The 22,790-nt window shown below is 53.6% G+C and carries 19 protein-coding genes; all 19 read left to right on the top strand.

Annotated elements, in window-relative coordinates:
- Nucleotides 1-53 precede the first annotated feature (53 nt).
- The 19 genes from TAMC210_RS12220 to TAMC210_RS12130 all read left to right on the top strand — a co-directional run bounded on the left by TAMC210_RS12220 (nucleotide 54) and on the right by TAMC210_RS12130 (nucleotide 22,298).
- Nucleotides 54-626, top strand: a complete 573-nt coding sequence (locus tag TAMC210_RS12220; RefSeq protein ID WP_173299070.1) for a 4Fe-4S dicluster domain-containing protein — start codon at nucleotides 54-56, stop codon at nucleotides 624-626.
- Nucleotides 623-1,522, top strand: a complete 900-nt coding sequence (locus TAMC210_RS12215) for a CoB--CoM heterodisulfide reductase iron-sulfur subunit B family protein (RefSeq protein ID WP_173299069.1) — start codon at nucleotides 623-625, stop codon at nucleotides 1,520-1,522. Before TAMC210_RS12220 ends, TAMC210_RS12215 begins: the two co-directional genes overlap by 4 nt.
- Nucleotides 1,519-3,501 carry a CoB--CoM heterodisulfide reductase iron-sulfur subunit A family protein gene (locus tag TAMC210_RS12210; protein ID WP_173299068.1) on the top strand — a complete coding sequence of 661 codons (1,983 nt, stop codon included), beginning with the start codon at nucleotides 1,519-1,521 and terminating at the stop codon, nucleotides 3,499-3,501. Before TAMC210_RS12215 ends, TAMC210_RS12210 begins: the two co-directional genes overlap by 4 nt.
- A complete protein-coding gene (locus TAMC210_RS12205) occupies nucleotides 3,492-3,929 on the top strand; it encodes a hydrogenase iron-sulfur subunit (RefSeq protein WP_173299067.1) in 438 nt (145 codons plus the stop codon). The genes TAMC210_RS12210 and TAMC210_RS12205 overlap by 10 nt, the downstream gene beginning before the upstream one ends.
- The gene (locus TAMC210_RS12200) at nucleotides 3,929-4,834 is read left to right on the top strand and encodes a 4Fe-4S dicluster domain-containing protein (RefSeq protein WP_254388660.1); all 906 of its coding nucleotides are present in this window, start codon (nucleotides 3,929-3,931) and stop codon (nucleotides 4,832-4,834) included. Before TAMC210_RS12205 ends, TAMC210_RS12200 begins: the two co-directional genes overlap by 1 nt.
- 15 nt (nucleotides 4,835-4,849) lie before the next feature.
- Nucleotides 4,850-5,890, top strand: a complete 1,041-nt coding sequence (locus TAMC210_RS12195) for a 4Fe-4S dicluster domain-containing protein (RefSeq protein WP_173299065.1) — start codon at nucleotides 4,850-4,852, stop codon at nucleotides 5,888-5,890.
- Nucleotides 5,890-6,720, top strand: coding sequence for an FAD/NAD(P)-binding protein (locus TAMC210_RS12190; RefSeq protein ID WP_173299064.1), 831 nt, complete (start codon nucleotides 5,890-5,892; stop codon nucleotides 6,718-6,720). Before TAMC210_RS12195 ends, TAMC210_RS12190 begins: the two co-directional genes overlap by 1 nt.
- A 17-nt stretch (nucleotides 6,721-6,737) precedes the next feature.
- A complete protein-coding gene (gene gcvH, locus TAMC210_RS12185; protein WP_173299063.1) occupies nucleotides 6,738-7,118 on the top strand; it encodes a glycine cleavage system protein GcvH in 381 nt (126 codons plus the stop codon).
- 19 nt (nucleotides 7,119-7,137) lie between these two features.
- Nucleotides 7,138-7,908: a histidinol-phosphatase HisJ family protein gene (locus TAMC210_RS12180; protein ID WP_173299062.1), complete on the top strand. Its 771-nt coding sequence runs from the start codon at nucleotides 7,138-7,140 to the stop codon at nucleotides 7,906-7,908.
- Between the two features lie 548 nt (nucleotides 7,909-8,456).
- Nucleotides 8,457-10,157 (top strand): PucR family transcriptional regulator, encoded by a 1,701-nt coding sequence (locus TAMC210_RS12175; RefSeq protein ID WP_173299061.1) that lies wholly within the window; start codon nucleotides 8,457-8,459, stop codon nucleotides 10,155-10,157.
- Nucleotides 10,158-10,910: 753 nt separating this feature from the next.
- Nucleotides 10,911-11,318, top strand: coding sequence for a DUF2877 domain-containing protein (locus tag TAMC210_RS12170; RefSeq protein ID WP_173299060.1), 408 nt, complete (start codon nucleotides 10,911-10,913; stop codon nucleotides 11,316-11,318).
- Nucleotides 11,303-12,847: an acyl-CoA synthetase FdrA gene (fdrA, locus tag TAMC210_RS12165; protein ID WP_173299059.1), complete on the top strand. Its 1,545-nt coding sequence runs from the start codon at nucleotides 11,303-11,305 to the stop codon at nucleotides 12,845-12,847. The genes TAMC210_RS12170 and fdrA overlap by 16 nt, the downstream gene beginning before the upstream one ends.
- Nucleotides 12,848-12,949: 102 nt before the next feature.
- Nucleotides 12,950-14,356: a DUF1116 domain-containing protein gene (locus tag TAMC210_RS12160; protein WP_173299058.1), complete on the top strand. Its 1,407-nt coding sequence runs from the start codon at nucleotides 12,950-12,952 to the stop codon at nucleotides 14,354-14,356.
- Between the two features lie 230 nt (nucleotides 14,357-14,586).
- A complete protein-coding gene (locus TAMC210_RS12155; protein WP_084666734.1) occupies nucleotides 14,587-15,372 on the top strand; it encodes a cyclase family protein in 786 nt (261 codons plus the stop codon).
- Nucleotides 15,373-15,957: 585 nt separating this feature from the next.
- The gene (locus tag TAMC210_RS12150; RefSeq protein WP_173299057.1) at nucleotides 15,958-16,809 is read left to right on the top strand and encodes an FAD binding domain-containing protein; all 852 of its coding nucleotides are present in this window, start codon (nucleotides 15,958-15,960) and stop codon (nucleotides 16,807-16,809) included.
- On the top strand, nucleotides 16,806-17,279 hold the full coding sequence (locus TAMC210_RS12145; RefSeq protein ID WP_173299056.1) for a (2Fe-2S)-binding protein: 474 nt from the start codon (nucleotides 16,806-16,808) through the stop codon (nucleotides 17,277-17,279). The genes TAMC210_RS12150 and TAMC210_RS12145 overlap by 4 nt, the downstream gene beginning before the upstream one ends.
- Nucleotides 17,276-19,630 (top strand): xanthine dehydrogenase family protein molybdopterin-binding subunit, encoded by a 2,355-nt coding sequence (locus TAMC210_RS12140; protein WP_173299055.1) that lies wholly within the window; start codon nucleotides 17,276-17,278, stop codon nucleotides 19,628-19,630. Before TAMC210_RS12145 ends, TAMC210_RS12140 begins: the two co-directional genes overlap by 4 nt.
- A 173-nt stretch (nucleotides 19,631-19,803) precedes the next feature.
- A complete protein-coding gene (gene uraA, locus TAMC210_RS12135) occupies nucleotides 19,804-21,108 on the top strand; it encodes a uracil permease (protein ID WP_173299054.1) in 1,305 nt (434 codons plus the stop codon).
- 287 nt (nucleotides 21,109-21,395) lie between these two features.
- Nucleotides 21,396-22,298 (top strand): carbon-nitrogen hydrolase family protein, encoded by a 903-nt coding sequence (locus tag TAMC210_RS12130; RefSeq protein WP_173299053.1) that lies wholly within the window; start codon nucleotides 21,396-21,398, stop codon nucleotides 22,296-22,298.
- Nucleotides 22,299-22,790 lie beyond the last annotated feature (492 nt).

The following is a 22,790-nucleotide window of genomic DNA, read 5'->3' as shown; positions in this document are numbered from 1 at the left end:
GCCCGGAGAGGGATAATTCTTTTTTACATTATAAGGAAAAGAGGTGGGAGAGGTTGGAACCCTTAGAATTGAGCGCCGCTTTGGAGAGTAGCCGGGAGCTCAGGGAAAGGGTGGAACGGGCCAGCGGCGTGCACATAGAGGATTGTTACCAGTGCGGCAAGTGCTCGGCCGGGTGCCCGGTGGCCGCCTGGATGGACTACACGCCGCGCCAGGTGATCCGCTTGCTGCAGCTGGGCCTGGGAGAAGAAGCCTTGAAAAGCCGTACTCCCTGGCTCTGTGCCAGCTGCCAGGCGTGCTATACCCGGTGCCCCCGGGAAGTGAACCTGCCGCGGCTCATGGAAGCCGTGCGACAGGAGGCCCGCCGCCGAGGTATGGTCAACGACCGCAAGGTGGATATCTTTGACCGGGCTTTCTTGCAGAGTGTGGAGCGCTACGGCCGTGCCCACGAGATGGGCCTGATAATTCAGTACAACCTGCAGTCGGGCCAGCCCTTTAAGGACGCCCTTTTGGCTCCGCCCTTACTCCTAAAGGGCAAGATAAGTCCCCTTCCGGCCAAGATCAAAAACGTCGCCGAGGTCAAAGAAATCTTCGCCCGGGTACGGGCCAAGGGAGGTGACGGGCATTGAGATACGCCTATTATCCCGGCTGTTCTCTGGAGGCCACGGCCAAGGAGTATAACCAGTCGGCTAAGATAGTGGCTCGGCACCTGGGACTTGAGCTCTGGGAGATTCCCGACTGGAGCTGCTGCGGTGCCACTGCCGCCCACAACAACGATCACCTCTTGTCCCTGGCCCTGCCGGCGCGGAATCTCGCCCTGGCGGAGGCCGAGGGGCTGGACGTGGCTGTGCCCTGTGCCGCCTGTTTCAACCGGCTGCGGGCCGCCGAGGAGGCCGTACGGGAATCGGAGGCCATGCGGGCGACCATCGGTGAAATCATCGGCCGCGATTACCGAGCCACCAATAGGACCCGGGCCCTCCTAGACGTTATGGTCAACGGGGTCGGCCTGGAAAAGATAGGGGAACAGGTGGTCAAGCCTTTGACGGGCCTTAAACTCGCGTGCTATTACGGCTGTCTTCTGGTGCGGCCGCCCAAACTTACGGCCTTTGACGACCCGGAAGACCCCATGACCATGGACCGCCTGGTGGCAGCCCTGGGAGGCGAAGCCGTTACCTGGTCTTACAAGACGGAATGCTGCGGCGGGAGCCTGGCCACGGCCCGGACCGACATCGGGGCGCGGATGATCTACCAGATCCTGCGCCGAGCCCGGGATGCCGGGGCGGAAGCCATTGTTACTGCCTGTCCCCTGTGTATGCTGAATCTGGATATGCGCCAGGGCCAGGCGGCAGCGGCCCAGGGAGACCGGCTCAATTTGCCCATCTTTTACTTCACCGAACTGATGGGCGTAGCCCTGGGTTACGCGCCCAAAGACCTGGGGCTGACCACCCATTTCGTCAACCCGCTGCCGCTGCTTGAGGCCAAGGACGTCCTGCGGCATCCTGCCACAAGGAGGGAGAGGGCATGAAAAGAGTAGGCGTCTTTGTCTGCCACTGCGGCACTAATATTGCGTCGGTAGTGGATGTCAAAGGGGTGGCCGAGGCCGCCCGGTCTTTTCCCGGAGTGGTCTACGCCACCGATTACCAGTATATGTGTTCCGACCCGGGCCAGGAATTGATCCGGAAGGCCATTAAAGAGCACCGCCTTGACCGGGTGGTGGTGGCTTCCTGTTCACCCCGGCTGCACGAACCTACCTTCAGAAAAACCTGTGCCAGCGCGGGGGTAAACCCGTACCTTTTTGAAATGGCCAATATACGCGAGCAGTGCGCCTGGGTGCATGCCAAGGATAAAGAAGGGGCCACCCGCAAGGCCGTCGATTTGGTGCGGGCGGCGGTGGCCAAGGTATGCCGCAACGTACCCCTTTCGCCGGGTACCATTTCCATTACCAAGCGAGCCCTGGTCATCGGTGCGGGCATTGCCGGCATGCAGGCCGCCCTGGACATCGCCGACGCCGGCTATAAAGTGGTGCTTTTAGACCGCGAGCCGACCATCGGCGGCAACATGGTGAAGCTGGACAAGACCTTTCCGACCCTGGATTGTTCGGCTTGAATAAGCACGCCGAAAATGGTTGCTGCGGCGCAGCACCCCAACATTGAATTGATGACCTATGCAGAAGTGGAGAATGTTGCCGGTTATGTGGGCAATTTTGAAGTGACCATCCGCAAGAAGGCCCGCTCGGTGGACCCGGCCAAGTGCACCGGCTGTGGCACTTGCTGGGAGAAGTGCCCCACCAAATTGGACAGCGAATTCGACCTGGGCCTGGGCAAGCGTAAAGCCATATACCTGCCCTTCCCCCAGGCGGTGCCGGCGGTGCCGGTTATCGACCGGGAGCACTGCCGCCAGTTCACCAAGGGGAGATGCGGCGTTTGCCAGAAGGTCTGTCCGGCCAAGGCCATCGATTACGAGCAGCAGGATGAAATTGTCACCGAAAAGTTCGGGGCCATCGTAGTGGCCACGGGTTATGAGCTCTTTAAATGGGAAGAGGTTTACGGGGAGTACGGTTACGGCAAATACCCCGACGTAATAACGGGCATGCATTTCGAGCGCCTGAACAATGCCTCCGGGCCTACGGGCGGCAGGATCCTTCGGCCTTCGGACGGCAAAGAGCCGAAGACGGTGGTGTTCATTAAATGCGTGGGTTCCCGGGATGACGCCAAGGGTAAAAGTTACTGCTCCCGGGCCTGTTGCATGTACACGGCCAAGCACGCCCACCAGGTGCTGGAGAAGATTCCCGGAGCCCAGGCCATCGTCTTCTATATGGACATCCGTACCCCGGGCAAGGCCTACGAAGAGTTCCTCCAGCGGACCGTCCACGAAGGGGCCGTCTACGTCCGGGGTCGGGTGAGCCGCGTCTTCCAGGAGGGCGACAAGCTCATTGTCCGGGGCGAGGATACCCTCCTCGGGCGCCAGGTGGAAGTGGCGGCCGACATGGTGGTCCTGGCTACGGCCATGGTACCCAGCACCGGCTGGGAACGGGTGGCCAAGATGCTGGGACTGCAGACGGACAAGGACGGCTTCTTCCAGGAGGCCCATCCGAAACTCAGGCCGGTGGAAACCTTTACGGCCGGCGTATTTTTGGCCGGCGCCTGCCAGGGGCCCAAGGACATCCCCGACACGGTGTCCCAGGCCAGCGCCGCGGCCGTCAAAGTGTGCCAGCTCTTTGCCCAAGACGAAATGGCCACCGACCCCATGATCGCAGCGGTAGACGAGAGCATCTGCGCCGGCTGCGCCATGTGTGAGAAGATCTGTCCTTACAAGGCCATTTCCATGAAGACTATAACCGAACGGGTGGCCGGCAGGCAGGTCACCCGCCGGGTGGCGGCGGTGAATAGCGGCCTCTGCCAGGGCTGCGGTGCCTGCTCGGTGGCCTGCCCGTCCAGCGCCATGAATCTAAAGGGCTTTACCAACGAACAAATCCTGGCGGAGGTGGATGCAGTATGCCTGTAGCGGCCGAAGGGAAAGGCTGGGAGCCCAAGATAGTTGCCTTCTGCTGCCACTGGTGCGCTTATGCCGGCGCCGACCTCGCCGGCCTCAACCGGTTGCAGTACCCGGCCAACGTCCGCGTTATCCGGGTCCCCTGTTCCGGCCGGGTGAACCCCCAGTTTGTCCTGCGGGCCTTCCAGCGCGGCGCCGACGGCGTGCTGGTGGCCGGGTGACACCCTGGCGACTGCCACTATGTTAGTGGCAATTATTTCACCCGCCGCCGTTTCCTCTTGATGCAGCGGGTTCTGCAGTTCATGGGCCTGGAGCCGGAGCGCTTTCAGGCCCGGTGGGTATCGGGTTCCGAGGGGCCGCGCTTTGCCGAGATCATCACCCAGATGACGGAAGATATCCGGGCCCTGGGGCCTAACAGAAAGCTGAGGGATGGCGCATGATGAGCATCCAGGAACAAATGCGTGCCCGGGCCAGGGAACTCTTGACTCAGGGCACCGTCCAAATGGTTATCGGCTGGGAGAAGGGCACCTTCTGGTACCTTTCGCCTCCGGTTTTTGTCACCGATCCTGCGGAATGCGACCGCCTGGTGTGGGACGAGTTCTGTACCAATAACCTGGCCAAGTATCTCCTGGACTACAAACACACTGAAGACAAAATCGCCCTCTTCGTCAAGGGGTGCGATGCCCGGGGTGTAGTGCGCCTCCTCCAGGACAACCAGATCGACCGGGAAAGGATCTACCTCATCGGCATTAAATGCCCCGGCATGAAAGAGGGACGCCGGGCCGCCGCCTTAGGGGAAGAAAGGCGGGCGGAAGCGCCGCTGGCCGAAAAGTGCCGCTTCTGCACCCATCCGGAGCCGGTCATCTTCGACGAGCTCCTGGGCGAGGACGCCGGGGCGGCTGTCCGGGAGGCGGCGGCTACGGCCGAGGGACGTTTTGCCGAAGTGGAGAAGGTAGAAGCCATGTCTCCGGATGAGCGCTACGCCTTCTGGACCTCGGCCTACGACCGCTGCCTCCGGTGTTACGCCTGCCGGAATGTCTGTCCGGCCTGCAACTGCCGCGAGTGCATCTTCGACCGTTCTCAGTCGGGCTGGTGCGGCAAGCAGATGAACCGGAGCGAAAACATGTTCTTCGCCATCACCCGGGCCATGCACGTGGCCGGCCGCTGTATAGAATGCGGGGAGTGCGAGCGGGTGTGCCCCGAAGGGATACCCATCATGACCCTCAACAAGAAGATAATCAAGGACCTCAACGACCTTTTCGGCGAGTATGAGGCCGGAATCGACCTGGAGGAGCTGCCGCCCCTGGGCCGGTACAAACTCGATGACCCGGACGAATTTCACTAGGAGGGGGGTGGGGACATGCTAAAGATCGCCAAGGATAAATTGCCGGCACTCTTGCAGGCCTGGGCGGCAGAAGCCAAGGTGTTTACACCTCAGGATAGAGGAGGCACCAGTGCCTTCCTCCCCTGGGACGGGAAGGGCAGGCTTACCCTGGGTGAAGGCAATACCCTGGAGCCGCCTAAAGATCTCTTCTTCCCCCGGACGGAAACCATGTATCGCTACCAGGTGCAGGGCCAGGAGGCCGAGATAACAGAGGTCCCCTCCTTCGAGGAAAAGATGGTCCTCGTGGGGGTGCGTTCCTGCGATGCCTGGAGTTTCGCCATTATGGATGATGTTTTCCTGACCAAGGGCTACGTGGACGAATTCTACCGCCGGCGGCGGGAAAATACCCGCGTAGTGGCCCTGGCCTGTACGGAAGCTGCTCCCACCTGCTTTTGCACTTCCTTCGGCCTTGATCCCGGCCGGGCTGAAGGAGTTGATGTCCAGATGTGGCCGCTGGATGATGGCTATCTCCTGGAGGCCTTTACCGAAGCCGGGCGGGAGTTGCTAAGGCAGGCCGGCGACCTCCTGGAAGAAGCGGGTAATGCCCCCCTGCCGGCATCGGCAATAGGCTTTATTGCGGGTACTCACGGCGTGGCAGTGGCAGCGCCCAAACTTGAGGTGGATGTCAGCGGAGTGGTGGAGAAACTCCAGAGGATGTTCGAGCACCCCTACTGGACGGCCCTCAGCCGCAAGTGCCTGGGGTGCGGCGCCTGCACCTATCTCTGCCCTACTTGCCACTGCTTTGACATCCAGAGCGAGAATCTCGGCAACACCGGCTACAAGTTCCGGTGCTGGGACTCTTGCATGTTTTCCGAGTATACCCGGATGGCCGGCGGCCACAACCCGCGGCCGTCGAAAAAGGAGCGCCTGCGCAACCGTTTCCTGCATAAGCTCCAGTATTTCCCCGAGCGGTACGGCAAGTTCGCCTGCGTGGGGTGCGGCCGGTGCCTGGACCGCTGCCCCGTCAATGTCGACATTACCCGGGTAATCCGCGAGGTCAAGGAGGTGACCCTGTAATGGCGGTAGAGGCACGGGTCAACCCCCTGGTGCCCACGACGGGCCGGATCATCAAAATTGTGGAAGAAACCCCCGATGTGAAGACCTTTCACGTGACAACGGAAAAGGGCAAGCCCTTCACCCCTATGCCGGGGCAACTGGCCATGCTCTCCCTCTTCGATGTAGGAGAGGCCATGTTTTCCATTACTTCCCAGGGACCGGAACACCTGGAGATAGCCATCAAGCGGGTGGGCATGCTTACCGAAGCCCTCCACGAGGCGGAGGTAGGCCAGACAGTGGGAATCCGTGGCCCCTACGGCAATGGTTTTCCCCTGGATATGTTTTACGGGAAGGATGTTCTCTTTATTGCCGGGGGTATCGGTCTCGCCCCCGTGCGCTCCCTAATCAATTACTGCATCGAACACCGGGAGCAGTTCGGCCACCTCTGGATTATCTACGGCGCTCGCTCCCCGGCGGACCTGTGCTTCAAAGAGGACCTCTTTGAAAACTGGCCCCGGGTGGAGAACTGTCGGGTGGACGTTACGGTGGACAAGGGTGACGAGAGTTGGAAGGGTCACGAAGGATTCGTACCGGCTTTTGTGGAAAAGCTAAACCCGTCACCCGAAGGCAAGGTAGCCGTGACCTGCGGCCCCCCCATTATGATCAAGTTCGTCCTCCAGTCTCTGGAGAAGCTGGGGTTCAGGGATGACCAGATCGTTACTACCCTTGAGATGCGCATGAAGTGCGGCATAGGCAAGTGTGGAAGGTGTAATCTGGGCAGCCGCTACGTCTGTTTAGACGGGCCGGTCTTTACCCTGGCCCAACTGAAGGAAATGCCCAACGAATATTGAGGAGGAGGGCGGAGAAAATGGAGATCCCCGTTCACTTGCGTTATTCCAAGGACCACGAATGGGTGGAAGTGGAAGGCAACCGTGCCCGCATAGGTATTACTGATTATGCCCAGCAGTCCCTGGGAGATATTGTTTTTGTGGAGCTTCCCCAGGTAGGAGACGAGCTGACGGCCCAGGACAGCTTTGGGGTAGTGGAGTCCGTTAAGTCGGCTTCCGATGTCTACACCCCTGTTTCCGGCAAAGTGGTGGCCGTAAACGAGGCGCTACTGGACAGCCCGCAGCTTATAAACAGTGATCCCTACGGCAAGGGGTGGCTGATCGAGATCGAGATGAGCGACCCCTCCGAAGTAGACAACCTGCTAGATGCCGAGAGCTACCGGAAGCTCACTAGCGAATAGGGAGGGGGGACCGGAGCAAGTGGGAGGGGGGAAAGGGGCGGACTATCACCTCCATGGCCTGGCCCATGGAGGTCCGCCTCATACAGTGGAGAAGCTGTGGCCTTATGTAGAGGCGGCCCGGAAGGCCGGCCTGGACGAGATGGGCTTTGCCGAACACGACCGCTATCTTAACGGCCTGGAATTCGGTGTTTTTGCCGAGCTGAGGCGCCTTGCGCCGTTGCCAGTGCGCCAGGGGATCGAGATCGATTTCCACCCGACCAGGTCGGACCTGCGGCATATCGCGGCCCTACCTTGGGACTACCTCATCGGCTCTGTTCACCATATCGGCAATTGGGCCTTCGATGCCCCGGGGGAAGAAGCCCGCTTTGATGAGTGGGACCCGGACGAACTTTACCTTAGCTATTTTGACCTGGTGGCCCGGGCAGCCCGGACCGGTTTTTTTCAGATTATAGGGCACCTGGACCTCATAAAGATCTACGGCCACCGGCCGACCCGGCCGGTGGTGGAGCTGGCCGAACCTGCTTTAAGGGCCATAGCGGAGGCCGGAGCAGCAGTGGAGGTGAACACGGCAGGCCTGTTTAAACCGGTGGGAGAAATCTACCCCTCCCGGGACCTCCTGGAGCGCTGCTTTGCCCTGGGTATCCCGGTAACGGTTAGCTCCGACGCCCACAGCCCCGAGGAGGTGGGCCGGGCGCGGGAGGAGGGCCTCGCCTTGGTGCGGGGGGTGGGCTATACCCATCTGGCCACTTTCAAGGGCCGGCAGTTGATACCCGTTCCCCTGGACGGATAATCCCCGGCATCAACTTTATAAGGAGGGGTGGCAGGTAAGGAGCGGGCCGGCCCGGCGGAGGGAAGGGTGGGAAAATCCATTACCGGGGCAAGTTTACGTCCTTTACCCGAGGGGACTGCATTAGTTGTTGTTCCCCGAACCGCAAAAACTTTCAGGTCAGTTGGCAACGGGGCATCCCGCAGGGTGACCAGCCCACCCCTGAACCTTAACCTGGGATAACCCGCAGGAAGGGAAGGGGTTGGTGCATGTTAGGTATAGGAGTTCCTTCTTCTGGCTTCTCTTTTTTGCTCGTACTTGCAGGGGTCGATCCAGAGGATGGTAACTCCTTCCCTTTTGTTAAATATCCTCCGGTTTTCTCAGACACTATGGCTTCTAACCCTGATTTTTTTCAGGGAGAACTAACTACTTTGGACAAGAAGACTTGAGTCTGGTAGATTAAAGTTAGGGGGGCAGACGATGTCCCAAATTAAGGGGTCGGCCCGTGGCGTGGCCACCCTGAGACCCTAAGATTAAGGCCCTAAAATTAGGGGAAATCGGGTGTTATTCCTATGTTCCACGAAGTAGGTATTACCGTGGAAGAAATCCTTAGCCTTACGGAATTTAAAAATGTCAAAGTAGCAGGCGGAAGACAAGGACTGCACCGCGTGGTGACCAATGTCAATGTTATGGAAGTACCTGACATCCTAGATTGGGTGAGGGAAGGGGATCTTCTGCTAACTACGGGCTATGCTATTCGGGATAATCTCAACGCCCAGCAGGAACTCGTGCCTAAACTTGCTGCCAAGGGCTTGGCAGCCTTAGCCTTTAAACCGAAACGGTATATAGACACGGTACCCTCCCATATGGTGGAGGCGGCTAACAGTTGTGGTTTGCCCCTTTTAGAACTACCGTATGAAGCTAGCTTTTCGGATCTCATGTCCGCTGTCTTAGCCCAGATCGTCAACCGCCAGGCTCGCTTCTTAAGGCGGAGCATGGGAGTCCACCGGCAATTTGCCAACCTGATTTTAGGAGGCGGCTCTCTGAAGCAGATGGGGAATGCTTTGGCTAAACTCCTTAAGGCGTTGGTCCTTGTGGAAGACGCTTTAAACTTACGGCGGGAACTTGCAGGGCTAAATTGGGTTAAAGGGGCAGAAAACCTGGCCTTAAGTCTTCTTGAAAGACAAACGGATCTGTCCGTGACCGAAACCTTGAAAGATAAGATAGAAGGCCTGGTAATGATTTTCGAGAGGGGACGGATAGAAGCGGAAGGACATCAAGCCGAACTGATAAGGGTACCTTTGGTAGTAAGCAACGAGCATTACGGTTGTATAAGAGCGCTTAAGTTCGACGATAGTTTTTCTTTTCTAGACCTTTTGAACTTAGACCGGGTATGCTTCTTTATAGCTTTGGACATAATCCGCTACCATGATATTGCCCAGGTGGAGCAAAAATATAAAACAGAGTTTTTGGATCAGTTGCTTATGAGTGAAAATATCTCGGATGAAGATGGCTTCATCACCCGAGGCAAAATCTTTGGCTGGGACCTTACCCTGAAATATATAGTTTTATTGCTTAATGTAACACCTGTAAAAAAAACGAAAGATCTGACGCAAAATGAAAGGATATCCCAGCTAGTAAAAAGCAGGGCGATTACTTTGATTGAGGACTTTTGCCGGAGGAATAATTTAAAACATATTTTAGCTAGCCATTCTTCGGGTATCCTCCTTGGCCTGAACCCTCAAGGTGGGGACCCGAGGGAGAGTGCCTCTTGGACCCAAGAGATAGTTAAAAAGTTACGTCAAAACCTCTCCCATTGGTCGGTCACCATCGGTATAGGTCGGCCGGGCAAGGGTATTGTTGGACTCAAAAAAAGTTATTACGAGGCCAGGGTAGCCCTTGAGCTAGGCCAGGTTATATTTGGAGCGGGGGAAGATATCTACTATGACAACCTGGGGATCTACGGCCTTCTTCTTGCCCAGCCAGGGCCAGAAGAGCAGAAATCTTTCGCTTTAAGAATCATAGGGCCGTTGTACGAATATGACACCTCTAAAGGTGGGGAACTTTTAAAGACGTTAGAGGTGTATATCCAGACAAATTGCAACATTAAGCGTACCGCAGGGCTGTTGTTTACCCATTATAACACTGTTCTATATAGGTTAACTAAAATTAAGCAGATCACCGGCTTTGATCCGGATGATCCCGAACAAAGGCTTACTCTGCAAGCGGCTTTAAGGCTGTTCAAGATGTTTAACAAAGAATCATCTTTCTAAAGTAGAAGCAGTAAAGTTAAAGTTCTCCCCTCGTTCCCTGGCGGGCGAGGGGTTTTATCTTTTAATAATAGGCAACGCATAAAATTTATAGCTCTTCTACAAAGGTTTCAGCTGGGTCCTCTCGAAGAAATTATATCAGTTCTAGGAAACTTCCGTTTCAAGAGTGGGGGAAGAAAATGGAGACGGTGTTAGTGGCGTTAGGCGTGGGCCTTCTGGAAGAAGCCCGGGAAGATCTGCAGGGGCAGGCAGGGACGGCTATTGTGCAGTGAAGATAGGGGCATACTTCATTATCTGCCGGTTGTTCGCCGGGGAAAAGACTTTTTCCTTCTCTTAGAGGGTAAACAACCCTTTTATATTCATAGCCTCTTTGACCGAGCTATAAACCTGTTCAGCGGTGAACATTTCCTTGGGCTGTTGCCCCAGGAACGAGGTGGCGGTGAGGGCTACGCTACCCTAGCTATATCCAGGAACATTTTCCTTACCGGCTTGGGCCTTTTTCCAGGTTACCAGGTGGAGGTAGAGAAGGGGTACCGGGTAAGGCTCGCCCCTAAAGTTTTAGTTGACTTTAGCTTTAGCCTCCCTTGGGAGAGCCCCTTAAAGGGAATTAAGGCGCCTTTAACTATAGATGAAGAAGCCCTGAAGTTACTGTGGGCGGCATTAAAGGCAAGCGCTGTGGCTTCACCATCTAAATTAATGTTGGAAGAAGCCAGAGGCCAGCCAGCACTGTTAATACGCAAATGGGAGTCCTCTCTATTGCTGCAAGGCCCCGCAGGTGTAGAAGAAGCGTTAGAGGAACTGATAGGCTGGGGCCCTGGGCTTACACCCAGCGGAGATGATTTTGTTTTAGGCTTAAGCCTTACCCGGGCCATCTGGCGAAAAGCTTACGGGTTGCAGGAAGGAATATGGGAAAAGAAGGTGGCTTCTTTATTGGGACGCACGTTACCTTTAAGCGCTTTTTTTCTAAAGGAGGCCCTGCAAGGACGGGGACACGAATTTATTGAAAAGGTTCTGGCCTGCGCGGTGGGGGAAACTCCCAGGGAGATGGGAGAAGCAGTTAAAAAGCTTTTAGGGGTAGGAGGAAGTTCGGGCTTTGATATGGCCTTAGGAGTGTACTTCGGCCTTGAGTGGCAGAGGAGGGACAACTGGTGTTTAAACGAATAACGGTTCGCTACAACAGTTATTATGATTCCGTAACCTTAATGAGCCTGACCCAGGAAATACAGAAATTGCCTGGCATCCGGGAAGCCCTGGTGGGCATGGCTACAGATCTTAATAAAGAGAGTTTAAAGGGGATGGGATTTTATACCCCCGAGGTAGAGAAGGCTGCGGCCACAGACCTTCTTATCGCCTTAGGGGCAGAAAGCGAAGAAGCTTTATATGAAGCGGAAGAATTGATTGAGGAGAAGTTGTCCCCAAGGGTTCGGTCCCGGGCCGCGGGACAGGCGGAGATATATAATTCCCTGGAAGAAGCCGTACTAGAAGGGGCGGGCATAGCAGCTATCTCCGTCCCCGGGGTCTATGCCGCGCGTGAAGCGAGAAAGGCACTGGAACATGGGCTCCATGTGTTCCTGTTTAGCGATAACGTTTCCTTGGAAGAGGAGGTAATGGTGAAGAAGCTGGCCCAAGAAAAAGGGCTTCTCGTTATGGGCCCCGACTGCGGGACGGCAGTTATAGGAGGACTGGGCTTAGGATTTGCTAATAAAGTCAGGGCCGGTCACATAGGGATCGTGGCTGCCGCGGGGACAGGGCTCCAGCAGGTTTTAACAGTAATAGATCGGCTGGGCGAAGGGGTTACCCATGCCATAGGTACCGGCGGCCGCGATCTCCGGCAGGAAGTGGGCGGTATAACAACTTCACTCGCCCTGGAAATGCTAGAGCAGGATGAGAATACCAAGGTTAAAGTAGTTATTTCTAAGCCACCGGCGCCTGAGGTGCGGGAAAAGGTGGTCCGAGCCCTGGAGGAAGGGACTAAGCCCGCGGTTGTATGCTTTATGGGCGAGATGGGTGGCGAGGATAGAGGTAAAGTTAAGTTTGCCGGGAGCCTAGAGGAGGCAGCAGTTCTGGCCTGCTCTATAGTTTCCGGGAAGGAAGGCAGTTTATATTACCAAGAAAAGGATATTGAGGAACTAGCGCGGGAACTTACCGGTGGCCGGCCAGTACGGGGGTATCTGCGGGGCCTGTACTGCGGGGGTACTTTGTGTGATGAGACCCTGACCTTTTTAGCTCATAAAGGGATCCCGGTCTACTCCAATGTAGCTTGGGAGCCAGAACTTCTGCTTAAAAGTCCAGAAGAAAGCCGGGCCCACTCCTGCCTGGATTTGGGAGATGATTATTTTACCCGTGGCCGACCCCATCCTATGCTGGAGCCTGGTCTAAGGGTGCCGCGTTATCTTAAGGAGGCCCAGGACGAGGAAGTAGCTATACTCCTATTCGATGTAGTCTTAGGCTTTGGATGTCATCCTGACCCAGCGGGAGTAACCGCAGAGGCTGTACGGGAGGCTGCGAGAATAGCCAGGCAAGCGGGACGGCAGCTTATCCAGATAGCTGTCCTGGTAGGGACGGAAGGAGATCCGCAGGGTTTGCGGGAGCAGGAAAAAGTATTGCGCGAAGCGGGTGCCACTGTACTCTATTCTAACTATGCGGCAGCCCAATTAGTAGCAAGACTTATCCAGGGCTCCTTGTCAGGCTAAACCTATGGGACATCAATCACCTCAAATCCTTTTTTGCGTAAATGTTTTTCTTAGACGAAAGTGCAACAAAGCAACGTACTGTCTTGGGGAGGCACACAAAAAATGGCATACCTAGCCAATTGGCCGCCGGCGCTTAAAGTGATTAACCTGGGCAGTGAAGTATTTGCCAGGTCTATGCGCCAACAGGGAGCGACTGTCTACCAAGTGAGGTGGGAGCCGCCGGCCCGGGGCAAGGTGGAACTTATAAAGATTTTAGACAGGCTAATTGGACGGGAGGATATTGAGGAGGCTAACCGCCAAGCCTTAGAGCGCTACCATGCCGCCCAACCGGTGCTCATAGGCATCGGTTGGGCAAGAGAGGTTATACCGGGCCTTAAGGAACATATGCTCCTCCATGCCGGCCCCCCCATAACCTGGGATAGGATGTCAGGGCCTTTAAGGGGAGCTATAATAGGAGCCATCCTCTTTGAAGGATGGGCTAAAACTCCGCAGGAAGCGGAAAGGCTAGCTTCTAGGGAGATAGAATATTCGCCCTGCCATGAGCATGCTAGTGTCGGTCCCATGGCCGGTGTGGTCTCACCCTCCATGCCTGTGTTTATAGTCGAAAATAAGACCCATGGTAACCGCGCCTACTGTCCCCTGAACGAGGGTCTCGGGAAGGTTCTCCGTTATGGGGCCTATAGTCCTGAGGTTTTGGAGAGGCTTAAATGGATGGGTGATGTTTTGGCCCCTGTACTCGGTAAAGCCATAGAACTAGCTGGGGGGGTGGATCTAAAGTCCCTTATCGCCCAGGCCCTCTACATGGGGGATGAAGTGCATAACCGTAACAAAGCAGCCACCTCTTTGTTTATTCGCGCCATCGCTCCGTATATTCTGGAGACAGGTTACCCCCTTTCCGATCTCCGGCGGGTTCTAGAGTTTATGAACGGGAACGACCACTTCTTCCTTAATCTTTCCATGCCAGCAGCCAAGGCTATGCTGGAGGCAGCTCATGGGATCCCCAAGAGCACCATAGTCACGGTCATGTCCCGCAACGGTACAGAATTCGGAATCAAGGTTAGTGGATTAGGCGACCGGTGGTTTACGGGGCCTGCTCAAAGGGTTAAGGGGCTTTATTTCCCAGGTTTTACCGAGGAGGAGGCTAACCCTGACATCGGAGATTCTGCCATTACGGAGACGGCAGGTTTGGGTGGCTTCGCCATGGCGGCGGCCATTCCTATAGTACAGTTTGTAGGCGGCACTCCAGAAGATGCTCTGGAGTTTTCCCGCAGGATGTATAGTATCACGGCAGGGGAAAACAGGTTCTTTACTCTTCCCGTACTAGGTTTCCGGGGTACGGCCACCGGGATAGATATACGTAAGGTGGTAGAGACGGGCATCCTGCCCCAGATCAATACCGGGATCGCCCATAAGGAACCGGGCATAGGCCAGGTGGGGGCGGGGCTAGTGAATCCACCCTGGGAATGTTTTGAGAAGGCTTTATTGGCTTTTGCCGAACAGTACACTTAAAGCTATCTTAAAAATTTCGGGTGGTTGGGGAAGGCCTAAGCAGAATCGAAGTAAGAAAGGCCTGTATGCTTAAACTAATTTCGGTTATTGTAGAGGGACCCCAACGCTTTGGAGGGAGAGTTTCTCTTGAGGTTTGCTTTTGGTTACTATGGGGGCCGGAGGCTTTAGCAAAAGCTATAAGGCTCTTGTAGGGACTACGTTAAATAAACATCCTAAGGAGGGTTAACCTTATGCTTTCCTTCTGGGACAAGGTAAAGATGTATGATCTAACCCAGCCTTTGAGCCATCTTACTCCGCCTTGGCCAACTTATGAACCACTGCAGATCAAGTTTTTCAAGCGGTTAGCCCCTAATGGGGCCAACGGACAGCTCATTACCACTTCCAACCATGTGGGTACTCATCTGGATGGGCCGTTGCATTTCTGCACCCACGGCAAGGACATCGCCAGCCTACCTTTAGATTTCCTGGTAGGGCCGGGGGTAGTGGTAGATTTGAGCGACATAGCCGAGGACTACGGGATCTATACTTCTAAGGATATCATGGACCGGGTGGAAGTACGAGAAGGGGATATCTTGATCATCCATACAGGATACCACCATTATGCCTGGGACCAGCCGGAAGCCGATGAAGTGCGCTATATGATCAAGCACCCGGGTCCTACGCGGGAGTTTGCCGAGTGGTGTTTAAAGATGAAAATCAAGTGGCTGGGGGTGGATTGCGGCTCGGCCGACCATCCTATGAACACCAAAATCCGCGAGTGGATGCCTGTGCAGGCCCGGGAAGCGGACAAATACCTGCGGGAGAAATACGGCAAGGGCTTGGACGACTTCTTCCCGCCGGAAGATTACCAAGTCATGCATATCGCCCTTTTCCCCTATGATATAATCCATGCCGAAAATGTAGGGGGAGACATCGACCAGATTTTGAATAAGAGAGTCATCATTGGCTGTTTCCCCTGGAGGTTTGTGGGTGGCGAGTCCTCTATCTGCCGGATTGTAGCCTTTGACGAGAAGTAAAATGAGAGTAACCCCTCATACTAACTCTTCGTGTTAAAAGACCCCCTCCTTAGATAGAAAAGGTGCAGCCCCCTGTCGTACATAGAGAGGGGGCTTTTTATTTGGGGGAAGGGAGAAAAGTATGGGGGGCGAAGCTGCTGGTGTCAGAGAGTATTGGCTTATTGACCCGGCCGGCAACAGGCAGAGTTTTATCGTTTAGGAGATAAAAGTATAGTACCCGACACAGCGGCATTTACCGGTCAGAAGTAATCTCCGGGTTTTGGCTCATGTGGTGTCGCATTTAAATCATACTTAATTGTGAAATTGAGGGCAAAAACGGAGTAGAAGCGGAGGAGAAGTCGAGAAAATAGGGAGCGGGTTCTATTAAGTAGCACTTAACTTTTGACTTCGTTCTTTCCTTTTGTTCAGGGCCCACAAGCCCCCCATTTTTAAAACTATAGGGGGCTTTTTTCTTTTTACCTACTGTTGGTGAAAATATCTAGTTCTACGATTAGCATTTTTGTTGATTATTATGAAGGTTGTCTTGCACCTAAAGAAGAAATAACAATTTGAGCAACTGGCCTTGATAGACAGGGGGTGCGAAAATTGGCCGGGATAGAATATTTTGGGCCTACCAGCCTGGAAGAGGCTATTGAGCTTAAGTATAAGTACGGGAATGAGGCCAGGATAATCGCTGGTGGTACAGATATCATTGTGAATTTAAGGGATAAGGTCTTGCAGGTCAAGTATTTGATAGATATTAAGAAGATTCCGGAGATGCAAGAGTTAAGCTACACCCCTGCAAGGGGGCTAATCATTGGCGGGGCAGTAACTATCAATCAACTTTTGGAGGCTAAGCCTGTAGTAAATCATTATCCTGTCTTGGCACAGGCGGGTAAAACCCTAGCCAACACGTTAATACGTAACCGGGCGACCTTAGTGGGCAATCTCTGTAACGCTTCTCCGGCTGCTGATATGGCTCCGGCAAGCCTAGTCCTGAGAGCTCGGGTGGTCGTTGCATCTCAAGCAGGATGGCGGGAGATACCGGTAGACCAATTCTTTACCGGTGTTAAACAGAATGCCTTAAAACCGGACGAGCTGGTGGTGAGGGTGGAAATACCTCCTGTTAAAGGGAAAGGTATTTATCTTAAAAAATCCCGTATCAAAGGCCATGACCTGGCACAAGTAGGGGTAGCTGGTTTTTTGAGCCAGGAGGGTGACTTGCGTTTAGCCCTTGGAGCCATGGCTCCTACGCCGGTATTGGCCCGGGGCTTAGATATTTACCGTCGGGAAGATTTGCAACAGGAAGAAAAAGCCCAGGCCATCATTGAGCAGGTCATGGCGCAAGTGGATCCCATTAGTGACCAGAGGGCTTCCAGGGAATACCGGCTGGCCATGGCCAGGTATTTGCTGCGCCAGGCGCTGGCGATGCTCAGCGAGGAGGTTTTAAGTTTATGAAGAGACTTATTACGCTTAAAGTTAATGGGGAAGAAGTTACTGTAGGGGTGGAACCTGACAAGACTCTTTTATGGCTCCTACGCGAAGGGTTAAATTTAACGGGGACAAAAGAGGGATGCGGCGCCGGGGAGTGCGGTGCCTGTACAGTAATTTTTAACGGGAAAGCAGTAAATTCCTGCCTGGTGCTGGCTGTAGAAGCCGATGGAGCCGAAGTATATACCATCGAGGGCGAAGCTAAGGACGGTCAACTTTCTGAGTTGCAAAAGGCCTTTATTGAGCATAACGCTTTACAGTGCGGTTTTTGTACACCGGGCATGATTATGGCCGCAAGGGCGCTCCTCAACCGCAACCCTAATCCTACAGAGGAAGAGATCAAAGAAGCTATTGAAGGAAATTTATGCCGGTGTACTGGATATGTACCCATTGTAGAAGCCATTAAAGCTGCTGCCGCAAGGGAGGCGAGAAAATGACCTGCCAAAGCTTAATTGGAGCTGGGGTCCCTAGGATCGACGGAGTAGAAAAGGTAACGGGAGAAGCCCTTTATGTGCATGATCTCAAGATCCAAGGGATGCTCTATGCCAAGCTAAAGACCAGCCCCTATGCCCACGCGCGCATTAAACGTATAGATACTAGTAAAGCCCAAGCTCTACCTGGCGTGAAAGCGGTCCTTACCGGTCAGGACGTTCCCTACAAATTAGGGCTTTATATGATCGATCGCCCTGTCCTGGCTGTGGGCAAGGTGCGTTATTTTGGCGAACCGGTAGCGGCGGTGGCTGCGGTGGACTTAGATACGGCCCAAGAAGCGGTAGACCTTATTGAAGTAGAGTATGAGCCCTTACCTGCTGTATTAGATGTAGAGGAAGCCATAAAAGAGGGTGCTCCTTTAGTCCATGAAGACTTGGGGACCTATTCTTGGATTAAAGGCGTTTATTTTCCTAAGCCGGGAACTAATATAGCCAATCATTTTAAAGTTCGTAAAGGAGATATTGAGGCAGGATTTGCCAAGTCAGATTTGATAGTGGAAAACAAATTTTGCCAACCCCAGGTCTTCCATGTTCCCTTAGAGACCCATGTAACCATAGCCAAGTGGTCGGCAGGGGATCGCATAAAGGTGTGGACCAGCGCCCAGTCCCCTTTCGCTGTGCGGGACTTGATGAGTATAGCTTTGGGTATTCCCCGGAATAAAATTGAAGTTATTGTGCCTTATGTAGGTGGCGGTTTCGGAGGGAAGGCGGGGATTCATTTAGAGGCCTTGGTGGCTTGCCTTTCTAAAGCAACCGGCGGCCGGCCTGTTAAGCTCACGGCCACTAGGGAGGAAGAGTGCTCTTCGCTACCCTGCCGCCAGGGTCTGGTAGCGAGGATAAAGACGGGTGTTACTAAAGATGGCCGGATTATAGCGGAGGAGATCGAATACCTGTGGGATGCTGGAGCCTACGCTGATTATGGCGTAAACATCGGGCGGGCAGCTGGATACTCAGGTGTAGGGCCTTATGAAGTGGAGAACGTGAAGATAGATTCCTACACCATCTATACTAACCACGTCTTCGGTACGGCTTATCGAGGCTTCGGGCATGCTGAGTTTTTATGGGCGATAGAACGCCAGCGGGATCTCATTGCTAAGGAACTGGGTATGGATCCTGTTGAATTCCGTATGAAAAATTTGCTTAAGCCAGGTTCAGTGACTATCACCGGAGAGAAAATTCACGAAAATACAGGCCGGGTGGATAAGTGCCTAGGCTTGGTGGCGGAAAAAATAGGTTGGCCGCTGGTTAAATCAGAAGAAGAAAAACTTAAGGAAAAGGAGACAGGCAAATACCGGGGTATAGGTGTAGCGGTATTGCATAAAGCGCCGGCCATGCCTCCATCGACAGCTTCTTCTGCCATAGTAAAGATGAACGAAGATGGTTCGGTACACGTCCTAGTAGGCGGCATTGACTACGGGCAGGGCACTTACACTACTTTGGCCCAGATTGTAGCGGAACGGTTGCATCTTTCCTTGGAGAAAGTCCATATGGTCTGGGAAACTAGCACAGAGACAGCGCCCTATGACTGGCAGACGGTGGCCAGCCGGCTGACCGTTATGGCTGGGAATGCCCTTATCCGGGCTTGCGATGATCTACTGGCCCAAATGCGGAGCCTGGGAGCTTCTATATTACGCTGTAGCGAGGACGAGCTAGAGTTCGGCCAGGAAGAAATATTCTTAAGACACCACCCGGAAAAGCGACTGACTTACCGTCAACTAGCCATCGGTTACACGTATGAGAACGGGAACGCCGTGGGTGGCCCCCTTATCGGGAGAGGCAAATATATAGCCCAGGGGCTAACTTTTCTCGACCCGGAGACCGGACAGGGTCTACCTGCACTGGATTGGACCTACGGCGCCCATGCGGTAGAAATTGAAGTGGACATCAACACTGGCGATATTGAGGTGCTTAAAGTAGTCTCTGCCTTTGATGTTGGGAAAGTCTTGAATGAAACCCTGGTAAGGGGGCAGGTCATTGGCGGTATTGTCCAGGGATTAGGGACCGTCTTTTCCGAACATCTAATCTATGATGAACAGGGTGGGCTTCTAACAAGGAACCTGGTGGACTATAAGATACCTACTGTTAAGGATTTGCCGCACAGAATGGAAGCGTACTTTGTGGAGACTCCTCAACTTGATGGCCCCTACGGGGCGAGAGGCGTGGCGGAGCACCCCATGATCTCTGTTGCACCAGCCGTAGCCAATGCCCTGGCCAGTGCCATTGGGCTCGAGATGCTAGAGGGGCCTTTAACTGCTGAGAAGGTTTATCTTGCCTGGCAAGAAAAGGAGAACCAGTAATCATTGGGGAACACGGTGGGTTGGGAAACTTTTAACTCCCACCGTGTTCCTTGATTAATCTAGAATCTTACCAGTGAGTAAGGGGGGACAAAAAGGGGGGGAGACAACCTTTTAGAAACTGTGTTTACCTCCACAATTTAAAAAAAGAATAAAACGCAAGGAGGAATTGAAGGATGGCACGACGCATTATCCAGATCGAGGAAAAATTGCCTATTGTAGAGACCATCCCCCTTTCTCTCCAGCACTTGCTCGCTATGTTTGGTGCCACTGTCCTCGTACCCTTCTTGTTCAAGCTCGATCCGGCTATTGCGCTCCTTATGAACGGAATAGGAACTTTGATTTATAGTTTTGTTACCAAGGGTAAAATACCGGCTTACCTAGGTTCTAGTTTCGCCTTTATTGCACCTACTTTTTTGATAATGTCCAAATACGGTTATAATGCTGCCCAGTCCGGTTATATATTCTTTGGCCTATTCTTCGTTATTGTTTCATTTATTGTCCGGTGGGCAGGGACCAAGTGGATAGATATGGTACTTCCACCTCCTGTTATGGGGGCGGTAGTGGCGGTAATAGGTTTGGAGCTAGCGCCCGTGGCCGCCCAGATGGCTGGCTTAGTGGGCGACAAGGTAGATCCTAAGGCCATAACTGTTTCCCTGTTTACTTTAGGGGTAGGAGTATTCGGATCTCTGATATTTCGAGGCTTTCTTCAGGTCATCCCCGTCCTTATCGCGGTGATTGCAGGTTACATTTTAGCTTTTGCTTGGGGAATGGTAGACGTAAGTATTATAGCTAATGCTCCATGGTTTAAGATACCTACTTTCCATGCGCCCGTATTTAACCTTAATGCTATTGCTATAGTTTTCCCTGCGGCCCTGGTAGTCCTGGCCGAGCATATCGGGCATCTCATTGTAACAGCTAATATTACAGAGCGTGACTTGGTTAAAGACCCCGGCTTGCACTTATCACTGTTAGGCGATGGCCTTTCTAATATGCTTTCTGGCTTTACTGGTTCGCCTCCCAATACTACGTACGGAGAGAATATCGGGGTAATGGCCATCACGAGAGTATATTCTGTTTGGGTAATCCGGGGTGCAGCTATTATAGCTATACTCCTTTCGCTAGTTGGTAAGCTGGCGGCGCTTATCCAGGCTATACCTGCACCGGTTATGGGTGGTATATGTATCTTGCTGTTCGGTGTGATAGCGGCAGCCGGTATCCGGATGTTAGTGGAGCAAGCGGTAGATTATTCCCGGAATTTTAACCTGGTCCTTTCGGCCGTAGTCTTTACTTTCGGCGTTAGCGGGGCCAAGGTGATGCTGGGCACTGTGGAGCTGAAAGGCATGGCCTTGGCCGCAGTTGTGGGCATTGTTATAAGCCTGGTGGCTTATTTATTTAACAGCCTTGGTTTCCTAAATGAAGAAATACCTGCTGTTAAAGATAGCCAATCAGGAAGCACCGAGATAAGGAGTACCCACTAAAATAGGCGGGGTCTTCACCCCGCCTTAAGTTTGCCTCCACCTGATGCTATGCTTAAGCGAATGCCCTTTAGAATAGGAGCCAGGCTCGATAAAAAGTTAGAACAATCCTTATGGCCACCGGAGACGTCTATGCCATTTTATCCACCAGAGTATACCTACCTCCGGTGAGAAAGTGCCAGTCTATCGGTGGGGGAGAATTGCCAAAGCCTGAGGGAAGGAATGGCATATTAGGAATAATGTAACATTGATAACTAAAACTAATTGAGAACTAAATAGGAGGGATTGGCGTGAGGGAATTTATTGCCGCAGGTATCCAGCTCGCCCCCGTCAGTAATAACGTGGAAGCCAACTTGGACAAAGCCCTGGTGTGGCTTCCTAAAGCTGTTGACCTTGGTGCCGAACTTGTTATTTTTCCAGAAACAACGACGACAGGCTTTGAGACCGGGTTGTCCAAGGAAGAGCTGTGGGATTTGGTGGACTTTGTACCTGGCAAGACCACGGAGAAGATCCAAGAAGCAGCAGCTAAACATAGGGTCTACGTCGTGTGGCCTACTTATGAGCGTGGGGAGGAGAGGGGCGTACTCTATAACAGCGCTTTCTTAATCGGAAGAGATGGTAAGATTATAGGTGCATATAGGAAGACCCATCCTTTTGGAAAAGAGATGGTGCAGTACGGCGGTTGGACAACGTCTGGCGATAAGGCTGACGTATTTGAGACTGATCTGGGTACCATTGGCATAATCATCTGCTACGATGGCGACTTCCCGGATCTTTCTACCACGTTGGCCCTGAAGGGAGCAGAGGTGATAGTACGCCCCTCGGCGCTGCTTCGCACATACGAGCACTGGTGGGCTACCAACTTCGCCAGGGCATATGACAATCACGTCTATATGATTGCCGTGAACGCCGTCGGGGGCGACGCAGGCGGTAATTATTACTTCGGCCACAGCATGATCATAGCACCCAACGGCTGGAAGCTCGCCCAGGGGCGGTGCGCCGAAGAGATAATCTACGCCACACTGAAAAGGGATGCCCTGAAGTATATTTACGGCGGCATGACCAGCTTGCAGTCCTTTGACCATTTGGAAGACAGGAACCTCAGCGTTTACGATGTGATGAGGCCCGGTAGGGCTCGCTTCCAACTCGGTCGCTACATAAGAGAAGGAGCTGGGAACAAGGCGAAGGATTAAAAATTGCGTTATACACCAGAGGTATTAAAAACAGAGATTATTCTTATAAGGGAAGCTCCTATATGCTTCCCTTAATGTTGTGCACCCAGAATAGGCGAGGTACGAGTAACCTTGATGACAGATAGCAGAACAGGCGTATGGCGGAATAACCCGTTTTATGCAGGAAAAAGGAAATATTTAGCGAATATTTTAAAGAGGAGCCGGGACTCGGAAACGGGAGCAGACGAAACCAGCAGGGGACACGGCGGGCACATCCCTACCTTTGGGGCGTCCGAAAATTGAGCGTCAGTCCTGGTCCGCGAGGCTCAGGGAGCGAGCGGGAGCTAAATCACGCCCGGCCAAAAAGTGGGAATACGCCAGGACCCGTGGGCATTGACACCGGTACTCAAAAGGGGGTAAAATAAGCAAACTAAACAATAACTATTGTTAATTGAAAAGGGAGCAAGGTGAAATAAAGTGGAGCGCGAAAGCCATGTAAAACGGGCGGCCAGG

This window comes from Thermanaeromonas sp. C210 (assembly GCF_013167955.1).
GTDB lineage: Bacteria > Bacillota > DSM-521 > Neomoorellales > Neomoorellaceae > UBA12545.
The sequence above is the reverse complement of the archived record's forward strand: the minus strand, read 5'-3'. Positions and strand labels throughout refer to the sequence as shown.

Bases quoted from the DNA above. Each gene is read 5' to 3' on its own strand.
- TAMC210_RS12200 (WP_254388660.1), top strand. From the start codon at position 3,929: ATGAGCATCCAGGAACAAATGCGTGCCCGGGCCAGGGAACTCTTGACT.
- TAMC210_RS12195 (WP_173299065.1), top strand. From the start codon at position 4,850: ATGCTAAAGATCGCCAAGGATAAATTGCCGGCACTCTTGCAGGCCTGG.
- TAMC210_RS12190 (WP_173299064.1), top strand. From the start codon at position 5,890: ATGGCGGTAGAGGCACGGGTCAACCCCCTGGTGCCCACGACGGGCCGG.
- gcvH (WP_173299063.1), top strand. From the start codon at position 6,738: ATGGAGATCCCCGTTCACTTGCGTTATTCCAAGGACCACGAATGGGTG.
- TAMC210_RS12175 (WP_173299061.1), top strand. From the start codon at position 8,457: ATGTTCCACGAAGTAGGTATTACCGTGGAAGAAATCCTTAGCCTTACG.
- TAMC210_RS12160 (WP_173299058.1), top strand. From the start codon at position 12,950: ATGGCATACCTAGCCAATTGGCCGCCGGCGCTTAAAGTGATTAACCTG.
- TAMC210_RS12155 (WP_084666734.1), top strand. From the start codon at position 14,587: ATGCTTTCCTTCTGGGACAAGGTAAAGATGTATGATCTAACCCAGCCT.
- TAMC210_RS12145 (WP_173299056.1), top strand. From the start codon at position 16,806: ATGAAGAGACTTATTACGCTTAAAGTTAATGGGGAAGAAGTTACTGTA.
- TAMC210_RS12140 (WP_173299055.1), top strand. From the start codon at position 17,276: ATGACCTGCCAAAGCTTAATTGGAGCTGGGGTCCCTAGGATCGACGGA.
- uraA (WP_173299054.1), top strand. From the start codon at position 19,804: ATGGCACGACGCATTATCCAGATCGAGGAAAAATTGCCTATTGTAGAG.